The 18,914-nt window shown below is 71.5% G+C and carries 15 protein-coding genes and 1 riboswitch; of the genes, 11 read left to right on the forward strand and 4 right to left on the reverse strand.

Annotated features, from left to right (window positions below; all coding sequences use genetic code 11):
* Positions 1–19: 19 nt before the first annotated feature.
* The 7 genes from ACIRSS_RS36830 to ACIRSS_RS36860 all read left to right on the forward strand — a co-directional run bounded on the left by ACIRSS_RS36830 (position 20) and on the right by ACIRSS_RS36860 (position 10,050).
* Positions 20–1,309 (forward strand): helix-turn-helix domain-containing protein, encoded by a 1,290-nt coding sequence (locus ACIRSS_RS36830; RefSeq protein WP_400903464.1) that lies wholly within the window; start codon positions 20–22, stop codon positions 1,307–1,309.
* Positions 1,310–1,847: 538 nt separating this feature from the next.
* Positions 1,848–1,941, forward strand: a riboswitch (glycine riboswitch).
* A 79-nt stretch (positions 1,942–2,020) separates the two neighbouring features.
* Positions 2,021–4,906, forward strand: a complete 2,886-nt coding sequence (gene gcvP / locus ACIRSS_RS36835; protein WP_400903466.1) for an aminomethyl-transferring glycine dehydrogenase — start codon at positions 2,021–2,023, stop codon at positions 4,904–4,906.
* A gap of 7 nt (positions 4,907–4,913) precedes the next feature.
* Positions 4,914–6,005 (forward strand): glycine cleavage system aminomethyltransferase GcvT, encoded by a 1,092-nt coding sequence (gene gcvT / locus ACIRSS_RS36840; RefSeq protein ID WP_400903468.1) that lies wholly within the window; start codon positions 4,914–4,916, stop codon positions 6,003–6,005.
* Positions 6,006–6,018: 13 nt separating this feature from the next.
* Complete coding sequence (gene gcvH, locus ACIRSS_RS36845; protein ID WP_400903470.1) at positions 6,019–6,396, forward strand: glycine cleavage system protein GcvH; 378 nt, start codon at positions 6,019–6,021, stop codon at positions 6,394–6,396.
* On the forward strand, positions 6,396–7,670 hold the full coding sequence (gene glyA, locus ACIRSS_RS36850) for a serine hydroxymethyltransferase (protein ID WP_400903471.1): 1,275 nt from the start codon (positions 6,396–6,398) through the stop codon (positions 7,668–7,670). The genes gcvH and glyA overlap by 1 nt, the downstream gene beginning before the upstream one ends.
* Positions 7,667–8,668, forward strand: coding sequence for a lipoyl synthase (gene lipA, locus ACIRSS_RS36855; RefSeq protein ID WP_400903472.1), 1,002 nt, complete (start codon positions 7,667–7,669; stop codon positions 8,666–8,668). Before glyA ends, lipA begins: the two co-directional genes overlap by 4 nt.
* Positions 8,669–8,682: 14 nt before the next feature.
* Positions 8,683–10,050, forward strand: a complete 1,368-nt coding sequence (locus ACIRSS_RS36860; RefSeq protein ID WP_400903474.1) for an L-serine ammonia-lyase — start codon at positions 8,683–8,685, stop codon at positions 10,048–10,050.
* 9 nt (positions 10,051–10,059) lie between these two features.
* Here the strand turns inward: ACIRSS_RS36860 and ACIRSS_RS36865 are convergent, their stop codons facing one another.
* Positions 10,060–10,290 (reverse strand): hypothetical protein, encoded by a 231-nt coding sequence (locus ACIRSS_RS36865; protein WP_400903475.1) that lies wholly within the window; start codon positions 10,288–10,290, stop codon positions 10,060–10,062.
* Positions 10,291–10,406: 116 nt separating this feature from the next.
* Between ACIRSS_RS36865 and ACIRSS_RS36870 the strand changes: the two genes are divergently transcribed.
* Entirely contained in the window at positions 10,407–11,126 is a 720-nt protein-coding gene (locus ACIRSS_RS36870) for a FadR/GntR family transcriptional regulator (protein ID WP_167379835.1), read from the forward strand.
* A 207-nt stretch (positions 11,127–11,333) separates the two neighbouring features.
* Here the strand turns inward: ACIRSS_RS36870 and ACIRSS_RS36875 are convergent, their stop codons facing one another.
* The gene (locus tag ACIRSS_RS36875) at positions 11,334–11,540 is read right to left on the reverse strand and encodes a hypothetical protein (protein ID WP_400903477.1); all 207 of its coding nucleotides are present in this window, start codon (positions 11,538–11,540) and stop codon (positions 11,334–11,336) included.
* A 209-nt stretch (positions 11,541–11,749) separates the two neighbouring features.
* Here ACIRSS_RS36875 and ACIRSS_RS36880 point away from each other — a divergent pair, with 209 nt between their 5' ends.
* On the forward strand, positions 11,750–13,663 hold the full coding sequence (locus ACIRSS_RS36880; RefSeq protein WP_400903479.1) for a transglycosylase domain-containing protein: 1,914 nt from the start codon (positions 11,750–11,752) through the stop codon (positions 13,661–13,663).
* A 1-nt stretch (position 13,664) separates the two neighbouring features.
* On the opposite strand, the gene ACIRSS_RS36885 is transcribed toward ACIRSS_RS36880, so the two are convergent.
* A complete protein-coding gene (locus ACIRSS_RS36885; RefSeq protein ID WP_400903481.1) occupies positions 13,665–14,321 on the reverse strand; it encodes an O-methyltransferase in 657 nt (218 codons plus the stop codon).
* A gap of 68 nt (positions 14,322–14,389) precedes the next feature.
* On the opposite strand from ACIRSS_RS36885, the gene ACIRSS_RS36890 reads away from it, so the two are divergent.
* Both ACIRSS_RS36890 and ACIRSS_RS36895 read left to right on the forward strand, forming a co-directional pair.
* Positions 14,390–15,712, forward strand: a complete 1,323-nt coding sequence (locus tag ACIRSS_RS36890) for a PLP-dependent aminotransferase family protein (protein ID WP_400903483.1) — start codon at positions 14,390–14,392, stop codon at positions 15,710–15,712.
* Between the two features lie 94 nt (positions 15,713–15,806).
* Complete coding sequence (locus ACIRSS_RS36895) at positions 15,807–16,931, forward strand: FAD-dependent oxidoreductase (protein WP_400903485.1); 1,125 nt, start codon at positions 15,807–15,809, stop codon at positions 16,929–16,931.
* Here the strand turns inward: ACIRSS_RS36895 and ACIRSS_RS36900 are convergent.
* Positions 16,928–18,709, reverse strand: a complete 1,782-nt coding sequence (locus ACIRSS_RS36900) for a hypothetical protein (RefSeq protein ID WP_400903487.1) — start codon at positions 18,707–18,709, stop codon at positions 16,928–16,930. The two genes, ACIRSS_RS36895 and ACIRSS_RS36900, sit on opposite strands and share 4 nt — an antisense overlap.
* Positions 18,710–18,914 lie beyond the last annotated feature (205 nt).

An 18,914-nucleotide genomic window follows, 5' to 3' on the forward strand; every position in this document is an offset into this window, starting at 1 on the left:
GTTTCGTTAGCTTTGTGAGGTGACGCACTGGCGCGCCGGCGAGTGGGCGGAAGCGGTCCGGACCGGGATCCGCTCGCGGGGCCTCTCCCTGGACGAGGCCGCGCGGCGCGTCGGCGTCCCCACCTCCACCCTGCGCAGCTGGATCGAGCACCGGCACGCGCCCAAGGTCACCGTCTTCGACCACTGGGCCCAGCTCGCCGAGGTCACCGGGCTGACCGAAGCCGAGCTGCTGCGCGTCGCCGGCGTGCTGCCCGACTCCCTCGCCAGCCCGGTGCACGTCGCCCAGGCCGCGAAGTCGCTGCGCGAGGGCATCGAGCAGGCCGGGCAGTTCCTCCGGCAGGCCACCGCGCTCGTCTACTCCTCGCCCGGCACCCAGGTCGCCAACGCCATCGCCGCGTCGCCGATCGACTGGGAGATGCGGATCCGCTCCGCCACCCGCGGTGACGAGGTCCGCATCACCTACCACCACTACGTCGGGATCGTGCCGCCGCGGGACTTCCCGCACGACGACGCCGAGGTGCGCCGGATCATCGAGCACGACATCCTCGGTGAGCTGTGGCGGCCGCTCGGGCTCTACTGGCGGGTCGCCGAGGTGCACGACTGGCACGAGCCGCCGCGGCTGGTCATCCAGGTGCCCGAACAGGAGGCGACGCGCCCGCCGGCGCCGTCGCCCGTGGTCGCCGCGCCGCCGGTCGTGGTGCTGTCGCCGATCTGGGGGTACGGCGAGCTGCTGGCGTCGCTCGTCGCCGACGGGCTCGGGTTCGGCAACGTCGACTTCCGCTACTTCGGCCTCCCGGACGCGATGGCCGACCGCGTCCGGATCACCGCCCGCGAGCTGGCCGAACCCGCGCCGCGCCTGGTGCACTCGGTGCCGCCGATCATGCTGCTGCACGGGCTGGCCGTGCCGGACCTGACCGGGCGGCTCCCGGTCGTCGTCCGCTACGGCCCCCGCATGCGCGAGCGGGCAGCGCGGATCTACCGCGAGCCGCTGCTCGAAGCGGGGTTCGCCGACCCGCTCGCGGGCGCGCGGGCGATCGAGGAAGCGATCTCGGTCCCGCCGGGCTGCGCGTACTTCGAGGTCACGCTCGCCGACGAGGACGTCTTCGACGGCGACCGCCCCTCGCTGGACCGGCTCAACGACTCGGTGGCCTGGTTCGCCGAGCAGCTCGTCGAGCAGGTGCTGCTGGGCGCCGGGCACCCGCCGGTGCCGGTGGGCGGGCCGCTGAAACGCCTGGTCCTGCCCTCGGGCCGGGTCCGCCGGCCCCCGGCGCTGGCCGGGGGCGTCGTGCGGCGGGTCGCTCACGGCTAGCACACATCGCGAGGTATTCTGGCCGACGAACACGAGCGCACCTGATAACTGGGGAGGACCAGTCGTCGGCTCGCGTGTCGATCATCAGCACTGTCGTTTCGGTCCTCAAGGGCATGTCTGCCCCGCTCTGTGGGCCGTCGCGCTCATCGCCGTGGCCGTGTGCTGCTCCCTCCTCGTGTCGTATCGGATGCACCTCAAGGCCCGCGAGCCGGGAGGCCGCTCCAGTTTCAAGGGATGGGGCATCGAGTCGATCCATGAACCGGCGGGCAGGTCCGAGCAGTCTGCGACCTCTTCTTCGGAGACCTCGGAGCGGCATGAGCAGATCGGCGCCGTCGACGAACGCCGAACCGCCGGCGACTCCGCTCAGGCACCGCGCCGGAACAGGTTCCTCCAGCGGATCAGTCTTCTACGCCGGCCGCGGCCGCGATCAGGCGCCGGTCGAGGCGGGATCGAAGGGTGATGTGGCGTTGCCCGGGTGAAGTAGACGGACCTCGAACCCGGCAGGTACCGTGACCGTCACAACTGCAGATCGGGCCGTAGAGCCGAGGCGGGAGAGCCCCCACGAAACCGGTGGGGCACCGAAGGAGCAAACTCCCCAGAATCTCTCAGGTACCTGTTACCGCTTCGTGCGAGGCCACTCTGGAAAGCAGGCGCACCCGCGCCTCACCCAAGGTGAAAGCCGCGTCTCACGCGGTGAAACTCTCAGGTGCCATGACAGAGGGGGAGTTCCCAGCGCACCCGTGTGCCCGGCCCGAGGAGCTCCCCATCACTTCAACGCAGTTCGACGCCCGCCACATCGGCCCGTCCGAGGCCGAACGCGCGAAGATGCTGGCCGAATGCGGCTACGGCAGCCTGGACGCCCTCGTCGGCGCCGCCGTCCCGAGCGCCATCCGCGCCACGCGTGAGCTGGTCCTCCCGCCCGCCGCGTCCGAAGAGGACGCCACCGCGGAGCTGCGCGCCCTCGCCGCGCGCAACCGGCCGATGACGCAGATGATCGGCCTCGGCTACTCCGACACCGTCACCCCCGGCGTGATCCGCCGCAACGTCCTCGAGAACCCGGCCTGGTACACCGCGTACACGCCCTACCAGCCGGAAATCTCCCAGGGCCGCCTCGAAGCGCTGCTCAACTTCCAGACGATGGTCGCCGACCTGACCGGCCTGGCCACCGCGAACGCGTCCCTGCTGGACGAGTCGACCGCGGTCGCCGAAGCCGTCACGCTGATGCGCCGCGCGTCCAAGTCGAAGTCCAACAAGGTCGTCCTCGACGCCGAGTGCCTGCCGCAGACCATCGCCGTCGTGCGCACCCGCGTCGAGGCGCTGGGCATCGAGGTCGAGGTCCGCGACCTGCTCACCGGCCTGCCGGAGGAGTTCTTCGGCGTCGTCGTCCAGTACCCCGGCGCGTCCGGTGTGCTGCGCGGCCGCGGCTTCTACCACGCGATTTCCGAGTCGGCGAAGGCCGCGGGCGCGCTCTTCACCGTCGCCGCGGACCTCCTCGCGCTCACGCTGATCACCTCGCCCGGCGAGTTCGGCGCCGACGTCGCCGCCGGGTCGACGCAGCGCTTCGGCGTCCCGCTCGGCTACGGCGGCCCGCACGCCGGGTACATGTCCGTCCGCTCCGGGCTCGAGCGCTCGCTGCCCGGGCGCCTGGTCGGCGTCTCGGTCGACGCCGACGGCAACTCCGCCTACCGCCTCGCGCTGCAGACGCGTGAGCAGCACATCCGCCGCGAGAAGGCGACTTCGAACATCTGCACCGCGCAGGTCCTGCCCGCCGTGCTGGCCGCGATGTACGCGGTCTACCACGGCCCGGACGGCCTGAAGAAGATCGCCCAGCGCGTCCACGGCCTCGCCGCGGGCTTCGCCGGTGCCCTGCGCACGGGCGGTGTCGAGGTCGTGCACGAGTCCTTCTTCGACACGGTCGTCGCGCGCGTCCCGGGCCGGGCCGCCGAGGTCCACGCGGCCGCCCGCGAGGCCGGCATCAACCTCGGTCACGTCGACGCGGACCACGTCCGCGTCGCGTTCGACGAGGTCAGCACCCCGGCGATCACCGCGAAGGTGCTCAACGCGTTCAAGGTCGAGGCCGATGTCGAAGACGGCGTCGCGCTGCCCAACGGCCTGGCCCGCGAGAGCGGCTTCATGGGCCACGAGGTTTTCGGCACCCACCGCTCCGAGACGGCGATGCTGCGCTACCTGCGCCGGCTGTCCGACCTGGACTACGCGCTCGACCGCGGCATGATCCCGCTCGGCTCCTGCACGATGAAGCTCAACGCCACCACCGAGATGGAGCCGATCAGCTGGCGAGAGTTCGCCGGCATCCACCCGTTCGCCCCGGCCGAAGACGCTGAGGGCTACCACGTCCTCGTCGCGCAGCTGGCCGAGTGGCTGGCCGAGGTCACCGGCTACGACAAGGTGTCGCTGCAGCCGAACGCGGGCAGCCAGGGCGAGCTGGCCGGCCTCCTCGCGATCCGCGCCTACCACCGCGCGAACGGCGACGACGCTCGCGACGTCTGCCTGATCCCGTCGTCCGCGCACGGCACGAACGCCGCGTCCGCGGTGCTCGCCGGGATGCGCGTGGTCGTCGTGAAGTGCACCGACGAGGGCAACGTCGACCTCGCCGACCTGCGGTCCAAGGTGGACACCCACCGCGACACCCTGGCGGCGATCATGGTGACGTACCCGTCCACGCACGGCGTGTACGAGCACGACATCGACGAGCTGGCCAAGATCGTCCACGACGGCGGCGGCCAGGTGTACGTCGACGGTGCGAACCTCAACGCCCTGCTGGGCCTGGCCAAGCCGGGCGAGTTCGGCGGCGACGTCTCGCACCTGAACCTGCACAAGACCTTCTGCATCCCGCACGGCGGTGGCGGCCCCGGCGTCGGCCCGGTCGCGGTGCGCGCGCACCTCGCGCCCTTCCTGCCGAACCACCCGCTGCTGGACGCGGCCGGCCCGGCGACCGGCGTGGGCCCGATCAGCGGCGCGCCCTACGGCTCGGCGTCGATCCTGCCGATCTCCTGGGCCTACGTCCGGATGATGGGCGCGCCCGGCCTGACCGCGGCCACCAAGGTCGCCGTGCTGGCCGCGAACTACGTCGCTTCGCGGCTGGCCCCCCACTACCCGGTGCTCTACACCGGCCAGGACGGCCTGGTCGCGCACGAGTGCATCCTCGACCTGCGCCAGATCACCAAGGAGACCGGCGTGACGGTCGACGACGTCGCGAAGCGGCTCATCGACTACGGCTTCCACGCGCCGACCATGTCGTTCCCGGTCGCGGGCACGCTGATGGTCGAGCCGACCGAGTCCGAGGACCTGGGCGAGATCGACCGGTTCTGCGCCGCGATGATCGCGATCCGCGCGGAGATCGACGAGGTGGCGAACGGCAAGTGGAGCGCCGAGGAGTCGCCGCTGCGCGGGGCGCCGCACACCGCGGAGACGCTGGTCGGGGAGTGGGACAAGGCCTACGACCGCGAGCTGGCCGTGTACCCGGCGGGTGTTTCGCGCAAGAACAAGTACTGGCCCCCGGTGCGTCGCATCGACGGCGCCCGCGGCGACCGTAACCTCGTGTGCTCCTGCCCGCCCCTCAACGCTTACGAAGGCTGAGCCCAAAGTGTCTCGCGAAACCTCCTTGCACGGAGTCCACAAGGGACTCGGCGCGCTGTTCACCGACTTCGCCGGCTGGTCCATGCCGGTCCGCTACGCCAGTGAGCTGGCCGAGCACAAGGCCGTCCGCGAGGCGGCCGGGCTGTTCGACCTGTCGCACATGGCCGAAATCCACGTCACCGGCAAGCAGGCGGCCGACGTCCTGGACTTCGCGCTGGTCGGCAACCTGACCGGCGTCAAGCCGGGCCGGGCGCGGTACACGATGATCTGCAACGAGTCCGGGGGTGTCCTGGACGACCTGGTCGTCTACCGACTGGCCGACGAGCACTACCTGGTCGTCGCGAACGCGGGCAACGCGAAGGTCGTCGCGGACGCTCTGACCGAGCGGGTCGCGGGCTTCGATGCCGTCGTGGACGACCGGTCCGAGACCACCGCGCTGATCGCCGTCCAGGGGCCGAAGGCCGTCGAGATCCTGGGTGCCGTGACCGACGCCGACCTGGACGCGCTGAAGTACTACGCCAGCGTCCCGGCGTCGGTGAAGGGCCACGACGTTCTGCTCGCCCGCACCGGTTACACCGGCGAAGACGGCTTCGAGCTGTTCGTCGACGCCGACGAGGCCCCCGCGCTGTGGCGGCTGCTGCTGGAGGCCGGCGAGCCGCACGGCTTGGTCCCGGCGGGCCTCGCCTGCCGCGACACGCTGCGCCTCGAAGCCGGGATGCCGTTGTACGGCAACGAACTCACCGTCGAGCAGAGCCCGTTCGAGGCGGGGCTCGGCCGGGTCGTCAAGTTCGAGAAGCCGGGCGACTTCGTCGGCCGCGCGGCCCTCGAGGAGCGGTCCAAGCAGGACGTCCCGCGCGTGCGGGTCGGGCTGAAAGGCGCCGGCCGCCGTGCTCCGCGGCACGGCTACGCGGTGCTGGCCGACGGCACCGAGATCGGCGAGGTGACCAGCGGCGCCCTGTCGCCCACGCTGGGTTACCCGATCGCGATGGCGTACGTCGATCGGGCGTACGCCGAGCCCGGCACCGAGCTCTCCGTCGACATCCGGGGCAGGATCGAGCCCGTCGAGGTCGTCGCCCTGCCCTTCTACTCCCGCGCGTAAAGGACTCCCAGCTGTGAGCATCCCCGAGAACCTGAAGTACACCAAGGAACACGAGTGGCTGTCCGTCGAAGACGGCGTCGCGACCGTGGGCATCACCGCCTTCGCCGCCGAGTCGCTCGGCGACATCGTGTTCGTCCAGCTGCCCGACGCGGGCTCGACGATCACCGCGGGCGAGGTGTTCGGCGAGGTCGAGTCGACCAAGTCGGTCAGCGAGCTGTACGCGCCGGTCTCCGGCGAGGTCGTCGAGGTGAACGGCACCACATCGGACACCCCCGAGGTCATCAACTCCGACCCGTACACCGAAGGATGGCTCCTGAAGGTGCGTCTGACCGGGGACGTGCCGGACCTGCTCGACGCCGCCGCGTACGCCGCGCACACCCAGGAGAACTGATGACGACTTTCGACGCTCACCTCGCCGACGTCGACCCCGAGGTCGCCGCGGCCGTCGCCGACGAGCTCACCCGCCAGCAGTCGACCCTGGAGATGATCGCCTCCGAGAACTTCGCCCCGGTGGGCGTGCTCGAGGCGCAGGGTTCGGTGCTGACCAACAAGTACGCCGAGGGCTACCCGGGCCGCCGCTACTACGGCGGCTGCGAGCACGTCGACGTCGTCGAGCAGCTCGCCATCGACCGCGCGAAGGCCCTCTTCGGCGCCGAGCACGCCAACGTCCAGCCGCACTCGGGCGCGCAGGCCAACGCGGCCGCGATGTTCGCCGTGCTCAAGCCGGGCGACACGATCCTCGGCCTCGACCTGGCGCACGGCGGCCACCTGACGCACGGGATGAAGATCAACTTCTCGGGCAAGCTCTACAACGTCGTCGCCTACCACGTCGACAAAGAGACCGGGATCGTCGACCTCGCGGAGATCGAGCGCCTGGCCGTCGAGCACCAGCCGAAGCTGATCATCGCCGGCTGGTCCGCGTACCCGCGTCAGCTCGACTTCGCCGAGTTCCGCCGCATCGCCGACCTCGTCGGCGCTCGCCTGATGGTGGACATGGCGCACTTCGCCGGGCTGGTCGCGGCCGGGCTGCACCCGTCGCCGGTGCCGCACGCCGACATCGTCACCACGACCACGCACAAGACCCTCGGCGGCCCGCGCGGCGGCCTCATCCTGTCGCGCGAGGAGCTGGCGAAGAAGATCAACTCGGCGGTGTTCCCCGGCCAGCAGGGCGGCCCGCTCGAGCACGTCATCGCGGCCAAGGCCGTCGCGCTGAAGATCGCCGCGAGCGAGGAGTTCAAGGAGCGCCAGCGGCGCACCCTGGAAGGCTCGCGGATCCTGGCCGCGCGGCTGTCGCAGGCGGACTGCGCCGACGCCGGGGTGCGCGTGCTGACCGGTGGCACCGACGTTCACCTGGTGCTCGTCGACCTCGTCCAGTCCACTCTGGACGGTCAGCAGGCCGAGGACCGCCTCCACGAGGTCGGCATCACGGTCAACCGCAACGCCGTCCCGTTCGACCCGCGCCCGCCGATGATCACCTCGGGCCTGCGCATCGGCACGCCGGCGCTGGCCACCCGCGGCTTCCAGGCCGACGACTTCGCCGAGGTCGCCGACGTCATCGCCGAAGCCCTCAAGCCGGACTTCGACGACGCCCTGCGCTCGAAGCTGCGCGACCGCGTCGAAACGCTGGCCAAGAAGCACCCGCTGTACGCGGACCTTTCCCGATGAGCGCGTCGCCCGAGGGCCGGAAGCTGCTGCGTCTCGAGGTTCGCAACAGTGAGACGCCGATCGAGAAGAAGCCGTCGTGGATCAAGACGCGGGTGCGGATGGGGCCGGAGTTCACCGAACTCAAGGGTCTCGTGCGTCGCGAGGGTCTGCACACGGTGTGTGAAGAGGCCGGTTGTCCCAACATCTACGAGTGCTGGGAAGACCGTGAGGCCACGTTCCTGATCGGTGGGGACCAATGCACCCGGCGGTGTGACTTCTGTCAGATCGACACCGGTAAGCCCGCTGAGCTGGACCGGACTGAGCCGCGGAAGGTCGCGGAGTCCGTGCAGGCCATGGGTTTGCGGTACTCGACGGTCACCGGCGTGGCCCGGGATGACCTCTCCGATGGCGGCGCCTGGCTCTACGCCGAGACCGTGCGTCAGATTCACGCGTTGAACCCCGGTACCGGTGTCGAGCTGTTGATCCCGGACTTCAACGCGGACCCTTCGCAGTTGGCTGAGGTGTTCGGCTCGCGTCCGGAGGTGTTGGCCCACAACGTGGAGACGGTGCCGCGGATTTTCAAGCGGATCCGCCCTGGTTTCCGGTATGCGCGGTCGCTGGAGGTCATCACGAAGGCGCGTGAGGCCGGGTTGGTGACGAAGTCGAACCTGATTCTCGGTATGGGTGAGACGCCGGATGAGGTGGCTCCGGCGATGCAGGACCTGGTCGATGCGGGGTGTGAGATTTTGACGATCACGCAGTATTTGCGTCCTTCTGCTCGGCATCATCCGGTGGATCGGTGGGTGAAGCCGGAGGAGTTCGTCGAGCACTCTCGCGCGGCGGAGGCGATGGGGTTCGCGGGTGTGATGGCGGGTCCGTTGGTGCGGTCGTCGTACCGCGCGGGTCGGCTCTACGCCCAGACCAAGGGTTACCGTGGAGAGGAGCTGCCGGAGAACCTGCAGCACCTCGCCGACCAGGGCCCGGCCGCGCAAGAAGCCAGCTCCCTGCTGGCGCGATAGGAAGGGGCGGATCAATGGCGATCAGCGTCTTCGACCTGTTTTCCATCGGCATCGGCCCGTCGAGCTCCCACACCGTCGGGCCGATGCGAGCGGCACTGACCTTTGTGGACGGACTCGGCGACGACCTCGCCTCGGTGTCCCGCGTCCAGGCCGAGCTGTTCGGCTCGCTCGGCGCGACCGGGTTCGGCCACGGCAGCGACAAAGCCGTCCTGCTCGGGCTGTCGGGCGAGCGTCCCGAAGAGATCGACACGGACACCGTGCCGGTGCGCATCTCGGCCATCCGCGAATCGGGCCGGCTGCTCCTGGGCGGCACGCACGAGATCGCGTTCGACGAGGACACCGACCTCACCATGCACCGCCGCAAGTCCTTGCCCGCGCACCCCAACGGCATGGTCTTCCGCGCGTTCGACGCGTCGGGCTCGCTGCTGCGCGAGCGCACGTACTACTCGGTCGGCGGCGGGTTCGTCCGCGACGAGTCGTACGAGACGGACACGGTGTTCGTCGAAGACTCGACGCCGGTGCCGTACCCGTTCCGCACCGGCGCGGACCTGCTCGGGCACTGCGCGTCCACCGGCAAGCCGATCAGCGAGATCATGCTGGCGAACGAGCTGTCCTGGCGTTCGCGCGAGGAGGTCCGGGACGGGCTGCTGGCGATCTGGGCGGTCATGGCGGAGTGCGTCCGCAACGGCTGTACCCACGAAGGCGTCTTGCCGGGTGGCCTGAAGGTGCCGCGGCGCGCGCGTTCGCTGCACGAGAAGCTGCTCGCCGAAGACGGCGCGGACGACCCGCTGTACGCGATGGACTGGGTGAGCCTGTACGCCCTCGCGGTCAACGAGGAGAACGCCGCGGGCGGGCGTGTGGTCACGGCCCCGACCAACGGCGCGGCCGGCATCATCCCGGCGGTCCTGCACTACTACCAGCGGTTCATCCGGCACTCGACCGACGACGGGATCGTGACGTTCCTGCTCACGGCGGGCGCGATCGGCTCGATCCTCAAGCAGACGGGCTCGATCTCGGGCGCCGAGGTCGGCTGCCAGGGCGAAGTGGGTTCGGCGTCGGCGATGGCGGCGGCCGGGCTGACGGAGGTGCTGGGCGGCACGCCGGCCCAGGTGGAGAACGCGGCGGAGATCGGGGTGGAGCACCACCTCGGACTCACCTGTGATCCGGTCGGCGGCCTGGTCCAGATCCCGTGCATCGAGCGCAACGCGGTGGGAGCGTCGAAGGCGATCCACGCCGCGCGCATGGCGATGCGCGGCGACGGAAGCCACGTGGTGACGCTGGACAAGGCGATCAAGACGATGCGCGAGACGGGCGCGGACATGAGCGTGAAGTACAAGGAAACCGCCCGCGGCGGCTTGGCGGTGAACGTCATCGAGTGCTGACGCGGCGGCTCAGTTCCGGCGGTCCTCCGGCTCCACCGCCAGCCGCAGTCCCACCTCGACCAGGCGCCAGCCCAGCTGCTGTTTCCGCGTTCCCGGGCTGCGGCTCGGCAGCTCCCGGCTCGGCGGGTGGTTGCGCACGCCGTGGCGCAGCTCGTCCTCCCGTTCGTGGACCAGGTCTTCCGCCATCAGGAAGTGCACCGGATCGCCCCCTGCGTCGATGTTCGGTGTCGGTGGTGCCATCGTCGCCGACCGTGGCCGTCCGGTTCCACCGGTTTTCCGCACCGCGAACCCCAGTGTCACCGACAGCGACCGGGTCTGGCCACTCCGAAGGTGCCACTGCGGCCTAAACTCGCGGGATGGAACCGACCTCGGTGGTGAATGCCGGTGAAGCGCTGTTCCGGCCGGTCCGCGCGGGCAACGCCTTCGAGGAAACCGTCGAGCGGCTGCTGCAGGCCATCCGCCTGGGCGTGGTCGGCGCGGGGGAGCGGCTGCCGTCGGAACGCGAGCTGGCCGAGCGCCTCGGGGTCAGCCGCGTGACGCTGCGCGAAGCCATCCGCGCCCTCTCCGACGCCGGTTACGTGGAGTCACGGCGAGGCCGTTATGGCGGCACTTTCGTGAACGACACGCTGCCCGGACCGCCGGCACCCGACGGCAAGATCGACGCCGTCGGCCTGGAGGACGCGTTGTGCCTCCGGTACGTCCTCGAGACGGGCGCGGCGGAGATGGCCGCCGCCCGGTCGCTGAGCCCGGCCGACCGCCGCCACCTCACCGGCACGCTCGCCGAAGCCGCCGGCGCGGACCTCGACGACTACCGCCGCAAGGACTCCCGCCTGCACCTGGCGATCGCGGAGGTGACGGCGTCCGGCTCCCTGACCACGGCGATGGCCGACGCCCGCACCCGCGTCAACCAGCTGCTCGACCGCATCCCGCTGCTGCCGCCCAACCTCGAGCACTCGAACGCCCAGCACGAGGCGATCGTCGACGCGATCCTGGCCGGCGACGCGCCGGCCGCCCGCCAGGCGATGGCCGAGCACATCGAAGGCACGGCGTCCCTCCTGCGCGCGTTCCTCTCCTGACCGAGTCTTGTGACGAACGTGGCTGTCCGACGGCCGGCCCGGCCGCGAGTATTCGGTGTTCGTTGTTGCGGGTGCCTCTGGAGTTCAGTTCTTTCGTTCGAGTTCGGCTACTCGGGCGGATAGTCCGGCGATCGCTTCATTGGCCACGGTGAGTGCTGTCTCCAGACTGGCAACCCTCTCGTCGAGCGAGATTTCGGGTTCGGTCTGTCAAAGCCGGCCACCACGCCCGTCCGCGGCCTGTCCAGCGCGACGGCAGACAAAGCCGACCTTGGTCAGGACGCGCTGTGCCTCCATGGTCGTAAAACTGGTCCGCTCCCAGCCGGTCACGACGGCGAGCACTTGCTTGGGTGGAAAGACGGTGCGACCGATCTCGACGAGATGCTCGCGGATCGTCTCAGGATCGACGTTGCGCATCGCGGTCAGCAGGTTTCTCGATCAAGGACCAGAGGGCGCCCTCCGACAGTGACTCGTAACTTCCTCTGGGCGTCAAGGTCGAGTTCGGAGTCTTCGGGTGTGGCGCGAGGCCGGGATGGGTTCCTCTCGTGAACCCGTCTTGACAGGATTCGAACAACCCTCGGTAGTTCTCCACAGAACCTCTTCACCCGTCCGGCCGTCATCCATTCGTGACCTTGCCGACCGAGGACGAAGCCGAAACCCCGGAGAAGCCGGACACCCCGCGCCGCCGTCGATGGCGCCGCCTCCGGCGGATCGCCTATTGGACCGCAGGCACGCTCGTCGGTGTTCCGCTGATCGCCTTCTGGGTCGCCTACCTCGTGCTCGACGTCCGCAGCCCGCAAGAGGTCCTCGCCGGGCTGGACAAGACCGTCGTGCTCACCTACTCCGACGGCTCGCCGCTGCTCAAGGTCGTCCCCGCCGACGGGGACCGGACCTTCGTGCCCTACTCGCAGGTGCCCGCGAAGCTGCGTGACGCCATCATCGCCACCGAGGACCCGACCTTCTGGGACAACCAGGGCTTCGACCCGACCGGCATCGGCCGCGCGTTCCTCACCGGCGTCGGCGGCGGGTCCGGGATCACCCAGCAGTACATCAAGAAGTCCACCGGCGACGACGACGCGACGATCGGCCGCAAGTTCGCGGAGCTCGTCCTGTCCACGAAGATCACCCAGGAGCAGAGCAAGGAACAGATCTTCGAAAGCTACGTCAACATCATCTCCTTCGGCCGCGGCACGTTCGGCCCCGCCGCGGCGATGAACGCCTACTTCGGCAAGAAGCTCGACGACTCGATGACGTGGAGCGAAGCCGCCTTCCTCGCCGGGATGATCCAGTCGCCGTCGGTGCACGACCCGGCCGCCTCCGGCGACGCGCACGCCGCGCGGCGCTGGGAGTACGTCCGGGACAAGCTCAAGAGCCGCGGGTACGTGCCGCCCGGCGAGCCCATGGCCTACCCGGGTGCCGAAATCCAGTCGCCGTCCGAGACCCGGGCCGGGCGGATCGGCTACGACGAATACCACGTCAAGCAGCAGGTCCTCGCCGAACTGGAACAGGACGGCTTCCCGCTCGGGCGGCTCCAGCAGGGCGACCTGACCGTCGAGACGACGCTGGACCGCGGCCTGCAGGACGCCGCGAAGAAGACGTTGCAGGACAGGCTGAAGGGCGAGCCGAAGGAGTTCCGCGGCGCGGTCGTCTCCGTCGACCCGAAGACCGGCGCCGTCCGCGCCTACCAGGGCGGCGACCAGGGCGTCCGCGACTACGCGAGCACCCCGCACGCGGCGGGCTCGGCGTTCTACCCGTTCACGCTCGCCGCCGCCCTGCGCCGCGGCTACGGCCCGGACGCGCCGGTCGCGGCGCCCGAAGAGCAGGAGTTCCTCGGCGAGAAGTTCAAGTACCCGGAGATCTGCGGCCTGAAGTGCACACCGCGCACGGCGATGCAGGCGCACGCCCAAGGGACGTTCATCGCGCTGGCGAAGAAGCTCGGGCCGGACGCGCTGAGCGAGACCGCGCGGCAGGCGGGCATCCCCGAGACCGTCGACGGCACGCCGACGATGCGCGAGAAGGACGGCTTCCTCATCGGGCCGGGCATCGCGATCGGCCGGTACCCGCTGCGGCCGCTCGACCTGGCGGGCGCCTACGCGACGTTCGCCGCCGACGGCCGCCGCACCACCCCGCACCTGGTGGCGAAGGTGCGGGACGAGAGCGGCGCGGTCGTCTGGGAGCACACCGACACCGCGGTGCCCGCGTTCGACGATGACGGCGACGAGAGCCGCCGCATCGCCCGGGACGTCACCGGCACCCTCACCGACGGCAGCGGCGCCGCGCTGCGCACCGGCGAGGCCGAGCACCACAGCGGCCAGGGCAACCAGGACGCCTGGGCCGTCGGCTACACCCCGCGGCTGGCGACCGCGGTGTGGATCGGCTCCGACGACGAACGCCGGTTGAAGGACGCCAACGGCGAGAAGCTCACCGGCGACGTCGTCCCGGCGGACATCTGGCGCGCGTACACGGCGACGGCGTCCCAAGGGCAGCCGGCCCGGCCGGTCGCCGGGGGCCCGCCGCCGGTGGTGCGGCCGCCGCGCTGAGTCAGCGGACCAGGGCCAGCACGAACCCGTCGTGCCCCTTGGCGCCCACGGTCTGCACGGCGGTCGCGTCCAGCCGCGGTTCGGCGGCGAGGACGTCGAACATCTCCCGCGCGCCGATGATGTCCGGGTCGGTGCTCGTCGCGTCGGTCACCCGGCCCTGCCGGACGACGTTGTCGACGACGATCGTCGTGCCTGGCCGCGACAGCTCCAGCGAGGCGCGCACGTAGTTCGCGAGGTTGTTCTTGTCCGCGTCGACGAAGATGAAGTCGAACGGCCCGGTCAGCGTCGGCAGCGTGTCGAGCGCGGCGCCGACGCGGATGTCGACGACGTCCTCGCCGAAGCCGGCCCGCGCGAGGTTGGCCCTGGCCACTTCGGCGTGCCGCGGTTCGTATTCGCAGGTCACCAGCTTGCCGCCGGCCGGGAGCGCGCGGGCCAGCCAGATCGTGCTGTACCCGCCGAGCGTGCCGATCTCCAGGATCGAGCGGGCCCCGGCCTGCCGGGCCAGCAGGTTCAGCAGCTTGCCCTGGTTGGGGGCGACGGCGATGCGCGGCAACCCGGCGGCGGCCGAGTCCGCGAGCGCGTCGTCGAGCACCGGGTCGGCCGGGAGCAGCGCCCCGGTGAGGTAGTCGTCGACTTCGGCCCAGATCTTGTCGGTCATGGCACCTCCACCGCCAACTTAGCGGGCTGCGATCATGCTGAGGAGTGCTCGAAGGCGGGAAGGTGGACATGGACGACTACCGCGTCGTCGCGGACGCCCTCGCCGCGGACATCGAAGCCGGCCGCCTCCGGCCCGGCGACCGCCTCCCGCCGCAACGCCGTTTCGCGCGGCAACGCGGGATCGCCGGCTCGACCGCCGCCCGCGTCTACGGCGAGCTCGTCCGGCGGGGCCTGGCCGTCGGCGAGGTCGGGCGTGGCACGTTCGTGCGGGCTGCGAAACCGCCGCCCGAACCCGCGCTCGCCGAACCCGGGGACGCGCGCGTCGACCTCGAGCTCAACTTCGCCGTCCTGCCCGGGGAATCCGCGAAGCTCGCCCAGGCGCTGCAACCCCTGCTTCGCGACGACGTCCTCACCGCCGCCCTGCACCCGATCGGCGCCGCGGGCACGCCGTCGGCCCGGCAGGCCGCGGCGACGCTGCTCACCCGCGGCGACTGGCGGCCGGACCGGGCGAACATCCTCTTCACCGGCACCGGACGCCAGGCCATCGCGGCCGCGGTCGCCGCGTTCGTGCCGGTGGGGGAACGGCTCGCGGTCGAGTCGCTGACCTACCCGGTGGTGAAGGGCCTCGCCGCCCGCCTCGGCGTCGAGCTGGTGCCGATCGAGACCGACGAGCACGGGCTGGTGCCGGACGCGCTGGCCGCGGCCGGGCCGGTCCGCGCGCTGTACGTCCAGCCGACGCTGCACAACCCGCTCGGCACGACCATGCCGCCGAAGCGCCGCGAAGAGCTGGCCGCCGTCGTCGCGCGGCTGGACCTGCCGGTGATCGAGGACGGCATCTACACGTTCCTGCGCGACGACGTCCGGCCGTTCGCCGCGTACGCCCCGGAGCGGACGGTGTTCGTCGACAGCCTGTCCAAGCGCGTCGCCCCCGGTCTGACGGCGGGCTTCCTGGTGACGCCGCCCGCGTGGACCGCGCGGCTGGCGTCGTCGGTGCGGTCGGGCGCGTGGGCCGCGTCGCGCTTCGCCGTCGAAGCGGCGACGCGGTGGGTCATGACCGGCACCCTCGCCGAAGTCGAAGCCGCGAAACGCCGGGACGCCGCCGCCCGGGCCGTGGTCGTGCAGGAGAAGCTGCCGGGCCTGCGCGGCGATGCCGCGTCCTACCACCGCTGGTGGGAACTGCCCGAGCAGTGGCGTGCGGAGACGTTCGTCGCGGCGGCCGCCCGGCGCGGCATCGCGCTGCTGCCGGCCGCGGCGTTCGCGGTCCTGCCGGGCCACGCGCCGAACGCCGTCCGGCTCGCGGTGTCGGCGCCGCCGGTGCCGACCCTGGAAGCCGCGCTCGACGTCCTGGCGACGCTGGCGAACGGCAGTCCCGACGACCTGCTGGCCGACTGACAGCGGGTGCCAGCCGCGTGCCAGTGCGGTGTGCGGGCCGCACCAGAGCGCCGCGCCACTCTTCGGTTGCCGCACCACGAACCGAAGGAGCACCATGACCGTCACGATCGTCGGCGCCGGCCTCGGCGGCCTCACCCTGGCCCGGGTCCTGCACGTCCACGGCATCCCCGTCACCGTCTACGAAGCCGAGGACTCCCCGATGGCCCGGATGCAGGGCGGGATGCTCGACATCCACGACTACAACGGGCAGCTCGCCGTCGAAGCCGCCGGCCTGGTGGCCGAGTTCCGCGGTCTCGTCCTGGACGGCCGCCAGGCGATGCGGATCCTCGACCGGGACGGGAACCTGGTGTACGAGAAGGTCGACGACGGCACCGGCGGCCGGCCCGAGGTCCAGCGCGGCGAACTGCGGCGGATGCTGCTCGACGCGCTCCCCGCGGGCACTGTCCGATGGGGACACAAGCTCAGTGGCGTCCGCACACTCGACGACGGCGGTCACGAACTGACCTTCGCCGACGGCTCGACGGCCGTCGCGAGCCTGCTGGTCGGCGCCGACGGCGCGTGGTCGAAGGTCCGGCCGCTGCTCACCGGCGCCACGCCGGAGTACGAGGGCACGGCGTTCGTCGAGACCTACCTGTTCGACGTCGAGACGAAGCACCCGGCCACCGCGGTGGCGGTCGGCAGCGGGTCGATGGTCGCCCACGGCGGCTCACCCGACGACGGGATCAACGCCCACCGCGAAAGCGGCGAGACCGTGCACACCTACGTGTCGCTGTCCCGGCCGCTGGAGTGGTTCGAGGCCATCGACTTCACCGATCCCGCCGCGGCCACCGCGCGGATCGCCGAAGAATTCGACGGCTGGGCCCCGGAATTGACGGCGCTGATCACCGACGGCGACACCGACCCGGTCCTGCGCCCGCACTACACGCTGCCGGTGGGGCTCCGCTGGGACCGCGTCCCGGGCGTGACCCTCGTCGGCGACGCCGCGCACCTCGCGCCGCCGAACGGCGAAGGCGCCAACCTGGCCATGCTCGACGGCGCGGAGCTCGGCCAGGCCCTCGCGGCGCACCCGGGCGACGTCGAAGCGGCCATCGCGCATTACGAGGAGGCGATGTTCGTCCGCAGCGCGACGCCCGTCGACGACGCCGTCCTCCTCGAGAGCCTGTTCGGCGACGACGTCCCGGAGAGCCTGCTCGAGCTGGTGCGGGGCGAGCGGGACTAGGGCGCGTACTTGCCCACGAAGCTGCCGCACGTGACGGCGCGGCCCGTGAGCCGGGCCTGGATCGCCTTCTCCAGGCCGAGGTAGTCGAACACCGGCGTGTCGACCGGGATCGACTCCGGCACCGGGCCGCCCGTCGCGAGCTGCCGGATCGAGTCCGTCTCGAACAGCACCAGGTAGCCGCCTTCGCGGTTCAGCTCGTCCGCGGTCGCGAGCATGCGCTCGGGCGCGTCGCCGACGATCTCCAGCGGCAGCGGCCATTCGAGCGGGAACGGGTTGCGCAGGCCGAACGCGGGGTAGGCGAACGGGCTGTCCGGCAGGATCGCCGTCTTCGCGGCCGGGAAGCGGTCCAGGCACTCGCGGATCTGCCGGACGAACGTGTGCGTCGAGGGGTTGGTGCGGATGCCGGCCATCGCCGGGGTGACGTCGCCGAGGTCGGCGGTCAGCCGGTCGTGGCCGAGGTCGAGGTAGGCGGCCTGGTCGTGGCGGGCGACGACGACCCAGCCGCACACCGCCACCGCGGTCAGGCCCGCCGTCGCGGTCACCCAGCGGCGGGCCAGCCGCGGCCGCGGCGGGACGACGTGGCTCAGCAGCAGCAACGCCGTGAGGGCGAGGGTGCCGGTGAGCAGCGTCGGCGTGTCGTTGCCCCAGGACAGGCTGGTCATGAACCCGGTGGCGAGCACGAGCAGCCCGGCCCAGGGCACCTTGCGCGTCACGGCCGCGTTGACCGGCACGCTCACCGCGACGATCCACCACAGGACGTCCGCCCAGCGCGAGGAGCCGGTGAACCGGCCGTCGACGACCGTCCAGACGATCGCCGCCGCCCCGGCGAGCACCAGCACCCAGGACGCGATCCGCCCGGCCGCGCCGAGCCGGTCACCCGGCAGCCGCACGGCCAGCAGCACGACGGCGATCGCGGCGAAGAAGGCCAGCTCCCGCACGGGCGCCCGGGTCAGCGCTTCGGGATCTTCCAGCCAGAGCCCGAGCAGGCGTTCGCCGTACGCGGGGACACCGCCGGTCAGCTGCTCGACCATCTCGGCGAAGCCGCCGCCGAGGCTGACCCAGGCGACGTACAGCAGCCCGGGCGCGCCGAGCGCGAGGAGGTCGAGGACGAACCGGAGCACGCGCCGGCCGCCCGTCCGGGTGGCCGGGTGCAGCAGCAGCCACACCACCCCGATCACCGCGGCCAGCACGAAGCTCTGCTTGACGAACACCGCGCAGCCGAGCAGCGCGAGCCCGCCGCGGCGGGCGAGCGCGTGGTTCTTGCCGAGCCCGGTGTCGAGGGCCCAGGCACCGCACGCGGTGAGCGCGATGCCGTCGACGGTGTGCCAGGCCATCAGCGGGAAGGCGTTGAGGTTGATCAGCGACGCCGCCGCGACCATCGCCGTCATGCCCGGACCCCACTCGAGGACGCGGCGGCGCGTGACGAGCGCGGCGAAGGCAATGGTGGCGACGATGATCTCGATCATCGAGAGGAAGCTGGACCCGAAGAACAGCGGCATCGGCAGCGCGAAGTCGGCGACGTGCAGCACGGCGGACCCGAGCGGGCGCGCGGAGATGATGTCGGCGTGCGGGACTTCGCCGTGGAGGACGCGCCAGGCCTGGGCGAGGATGAAGCCCTGGTCGGAGGGGTGGAACCCGAAGCGGCCGACGCGCAGTTCGGTGGCGAGCGCGAGCACGAGGACCCAGCCGGCGTGGACGCCCCAGCGCAGCAGCGGCCGGCGGGCTTTCACGGGCGCGGGTTCCGGGGCGGCGGTGCGCGCAGGACTCGCCACGTCCACGCCTGCCCGCCTTCCGCTCCCCGATCACGCCCGGAAAGCGATGGTAGCGGCCGGGCCCGGCACCGGCATGGACAGCACCACCGGGCGACCGCGGTCCCCCGGGTCGGGGGGGGGGGGGGGGCGGTGTTATATAGATTTGGTGGTCTACGCCCTACGCCGGGGGGGGGGGCGCGGGGGGGGGCCCGCCGCGCCCGCCCCCCCGGCG

Origin of the sequence: Amycolatopsis sp. NPDC101161 (genome assembly GCF_044768185.1) — a bacterium.
GTDB lineage: Bacteria > Actinomycetota > Actinomycetes > Mycobacteriales > Pseudonocardiaceae > Amycolatopsis.